Below are 3620 nucleotides of genomic sequence, written 5' to 3'. Positions count from 1 at the left end.
AAAATTGTCGGACAGGTTACCTATGGAGACCTGCTTGCGAAGATGGTTCCTGAAGGAGACCTCTCCTCGGTCATAGACCCTCACCATGTCATTGAGGCCGGAGAGCGGATGGTCCATCTTCGCCGGAAGATGGTTGATGAGAAGGTTGCCAGGTATGTTGTCATGGCTGACAATAAGATGGCTGGCCTTGTTTCAGAGACCGATGTGGCAGTAGCTCTTACGAAATTCCGCGAGGCCGTTGATGATCGGCATCAGGAACATCAGATACGAAATATCCTGGTCAGGGATATCATGAGTTCTCCGGTTTTGAGTGTTGAGAAGACCGCAACCATTCCGGATGTTGTGTCAAAAATGCTCTCAAAAAACATCAGCAGCATTCCGGTCACGGACAACGGGAAGGTTATCGGGATGGTAACCCGGGAATCCCTTATCCGGGCCTTATAACTTTTTTTCGATATTGCCAAATACCTGCAGTGTCAATCCGCTGGTATGTACCTTAACCCCACAGAGCCTGCAAAACCGAATAACCGTGTCGATACGCTTTTAAAACAGATGAGCAGGACCGGGTTTCAGGGGAGAAAACTTGGCGAGTCTGTTGCGGTATGGAGTCAGATGATCCAGGACCCTGGTGTTACCATTCTGGCGGGACTGTCTGGTGCCATGATCCCGGCCGGGATGCAGGAGTGCCTGATCTCACTGATTGAAAACCGGTACATTGACATCCTTGTCTCAACCGGGGCCAATATCTTCCATGATATCTGTGAGCATGTCGGGATACGGCATTATCTCGGCCATCATGTGGTTGATGATGAAGAACTCTTCAGACAGGGAATTGATCGGATTTATGATGTGTTTGCCTATGAGGAGGAGTTTCGGAGTGTTGATGCAAAAATAGCGGCATTCGCAGAGGATCTTGATGGGTTTTTGGGTTCTTCGGCAGACTTTATGAGGCTTCTAGGAGCATGGCTTGTACAGAATTATCCCTCCGGCAGATCCCTGACCGCGACCGCAGCCCGTCTAAATATTCCAATATTTATCCCTGCTCTGTGTGATTCATCCATTGGTATTGCCCTGGTGATGGCACGTCGGGGCGGTCACCGGATCATGATTGATCAGCTTGCCGATGCAGACCAGCTGACCAGGCATGTGGAAGATGCCCAAAGAACAGGAGTTATCTATATCGGAGGAGGGGTTCCAAAAAATTTCATTCAGCAGACCCAGGTTATTGCGTCTATCCATGATCACGGGTGTGGAGGACATGATTATGCGATCCAGTATACCACAGACACCCCGCACTATGGCGGACTTTCCGGGTGTACGTTTGAAGAGGCGGTATCATGGGGGAAAGAGTCATCCACCTGCAGAAAGGTTCAGTGTTTTTGTGACGCAACTATCGCCCTTCCGCTGGTTACGTCTGCCCTCCTGGCTGGTGGCATCCGCCGGCCGGTTTATGCAGGACGCCAGGAGGATGAGGTGCAGGCATCATAATCCTTATATCCCATTCCCATCCACATTAGTAAGCACAATTCCTGTAGCAGCAGATATTCTGTTGCGAGTGTCGATACGATGCGATTTTGCATGTTGAGGTAGCCAAGCCAGGTATGGCGCAGGGTTGCTAACCCTGTGTCCCTTGGGACTCGGGGGTTCAAATCCCTCCCTCAACGCTGACACGCAGGCAATTCCCTGAAGTGAGGCATTGCATGGCTCAGGATGACCAGGAGATAAACTACTTTGTCAGGGTTCATAATACCGACCTTGACGGAACGAAGCCCGTTCTTATTTCCCTGACCGGTATCAAAGGTGTCGGACGACATACTGCCAAGTTCATTGCTGAAACTGCAGGTGTTGATAAGAACGCATTAATGGGTAAACTTGATGAAGCATCCGTTGACCGCATCCGGGAGGTCTTAAGTGACTATTCTGACCGGATTCCGGCATGGATGAGCAACCGCCCCAAGGATCTTTACACGGGTGTCAAACGCCATCTGCTTGGAACTGAAGTGATGATGACCGTTGAAGATGACATCAACCTTCTCAAGAAGATTCGTGCATATCGCGGTATCAGACATGAGACAGGTCAGAAGGTCCGCGGACAGCGTACCAAGTCTACCGGAAGAACCGGCCTTATCGTCGGTGTGAAGAGAAAGAAAGCCTAGGCGGGATGAAACATGGGCTATCCAGGTAAAAACCATAAACAGTACCAGACACCCAAGCGTCCGTTTGAACTCTCCCGTATTGAGGAAGAGACCCGCCTTGTTATCGAGTATGGTCTCAGAAACAAGCGTGAGGTCTGGATTGCGAAGGGAGCACTCCGGAAGTACCGCAAAGCAGCTCGTGAGATCATTGCACTGCAGTCAACCGGTTCAGAACAGGCACGGATTGAACGGAAGAAGGAGGAACTGATCGGCTCTTTACAGCGCATCGGCATGCTTGGAGAAAACGCGGACATCGATGACGTCCTTGCACTCAAGGTTGAGCAGCAGCTTGACCGGAGACTTCAGACCCAGGTGTACCGCCGTGGGTTTGCACGTTCCCCCAAGCAGGCACGTCAGTTCATTACTCATGGACATATTGCGATTGGTGGACGCCGGGTCACTATTCCAGGATACACGGTAAGTGCAAAGGAACAGGAGGAGATCTCGTACTCCGGTTCTTCACCACTGGTCAGTGATATTCACTCCGAACGCCAGCGGATTGCAAAGGTTGGGAGATAATCATGAGTGAAGGGAAGGAAAAATGGGGCGTTGCTCATATCTACGCATCATTTAATAATACCATCATCACCGTAACAGATCTGACCGGCGCTGAGACTATCACCAAGAGTTCTGGTGGCATGGTCGTCAAGCAGGACCGGAATGAGAGTTCTCCATATGCAGCAATGCAGATGGCTGGAAATGTTGCACAGGCAGCCAGAGAAAAAGGAATTGTCGGTCTTCATGTGAAAGTCAGGGCTCCGGGCCGGGGAAAACAGCGCTCTCCAGGACCTGGTGCTCAGGCAGCAATCCGTGCACTTGCGCGTGCAGGAATGCGTATCGGACTTATCGAAGATGTAACTCCGGTACCACACGACTCAATCAGGCCAAAAGGCGGGAGAAGGGGTCGTAGAGTCTGATGAAGATCGAATTCAGCAGTCTAGAAGAGAGAGCTGCGTCATTTGTGCTCAGCGATGCCTCAGTTGCGTTTGCAAATGCACTCCGCCGGGCAATGGTCAGCGAAGTGATGACCTTTGCCATTGAGGATGTTAAGATCTACGACAACACAAGCGCTCTCTTCGACGAAATTCTGACGCACCGGCTGGGACTCATCCCGCTGGTCACGGATCCTGACAGCTTTGTCCCCCGCAGTGAGTGTTCCTGTAACGGAACCGGCTGCCCACGATGCACGGTCACCTTTACCATGAGTGTTGAAGGGCCGGGTATGGTGATGTCAGGGGATCTGATCTCCCAGGATGCGGTGGTACGACCTGCAGAGGATAATATCCCGATTGTAAAACTTGAGAAGAACCAGAAGGTTGTGATTGAGGCACAGGCATACATGGACCGGGGGATGGAACATGCAAAATGGTCCCCGACGACGGTATGCGGATACAAGAACTATCCGGTCATCACCCCTGATACGCG

At 51.3% G+C, this 3620-nt stretch carries 6 protein-coding genes and 1 tRNA gene; all 7 read left to right on the top strand.

All coding sequences use genetic code 11. The annotated features are described in order from the left end of the window. Positions 1 to 444: CBS domain-containing protein (locus PLA23_RS11510; RefSeq protein ID WP_324475271.1), on the top strand; the 444-nt coding region annotated here is incomplete at its 5' end. A gap of 45 nt (positions 445 to 489) precedes the next feature. Beyond that, on the top strand, positions 490 to 1488 hold the full coding sequence (locus PLA23_RS11505) for a deoxyhypusine synthase (RefSeq protein WP_324330743.1): 999 nt from the start codon (positions 490 to 492) through the stop codon (positions 1486 to 1488). Positions 1489 to 1580: 92 nt separating this feature from the next. After that, positions 1581 to 1664: transfer RNA gene (locus PLA23_RS11500), tRNA-Ser, on the top strand. Positions 1665 to 1700: 36 nt separating this feature from the next. Beyond that, positions 1701 to 2156, top strand: coding sequence for a 30S ribosomal protein S13 (locus PLA23_RS11495; protein ID WP_324330745.1), 456 nt, complete (start codon positions 1701 to 1703; stop codon positions 2154 to 2156). A gap of 12 nt (positions 2157 to 2168) precedes the next feature. After that, positions 2169 to 2714, top strand: a complete 546-nt coding sequence (locus PLA23_RS11490; RefSeq protein ID WP_324330747.1) for a 30S ribosomal protein S4 — start codon at positions 2169 to 2171, stop codon at positions 2712 to 2714. Positions 2715 to 2716: 2 nt separating this feature from the next. Next, positions 2717 to 3112, top strand: coding sequence for a 30S ribosomal protein S11 (locus PLA23_RS11485; RefSeq protein ID WP_011449845.1), 396 nt, complete (start codon positions 2717 to 2719; stop codon positions 3110 to 3112). After that, positions 3112 to 3620 (top strand): DNA-directed RNA polymerase subunit D (locus PLA23_RS11480; RefSeq protein ID WP_324475270.1); only part of this gene is annotated, 509 nt, incomplete at its 3' end. The genes PLA23_RS11485 and PLA23_RS11480, both read left to right, overlap by 1 nt.

It is taken from the genome of Methanospirillum sp. (assembly GCF_035406105.1).
Lineage (GTDB): Archaea > Halobacteriota > Methanomicrobia > Methanomicrobiales > Methanospirillaceae > Methanospirillum.
Note: the sequence above shows the minus strand (reverse complement) of the source record. Positions and strands in the feature narration are given on the sequence as shown.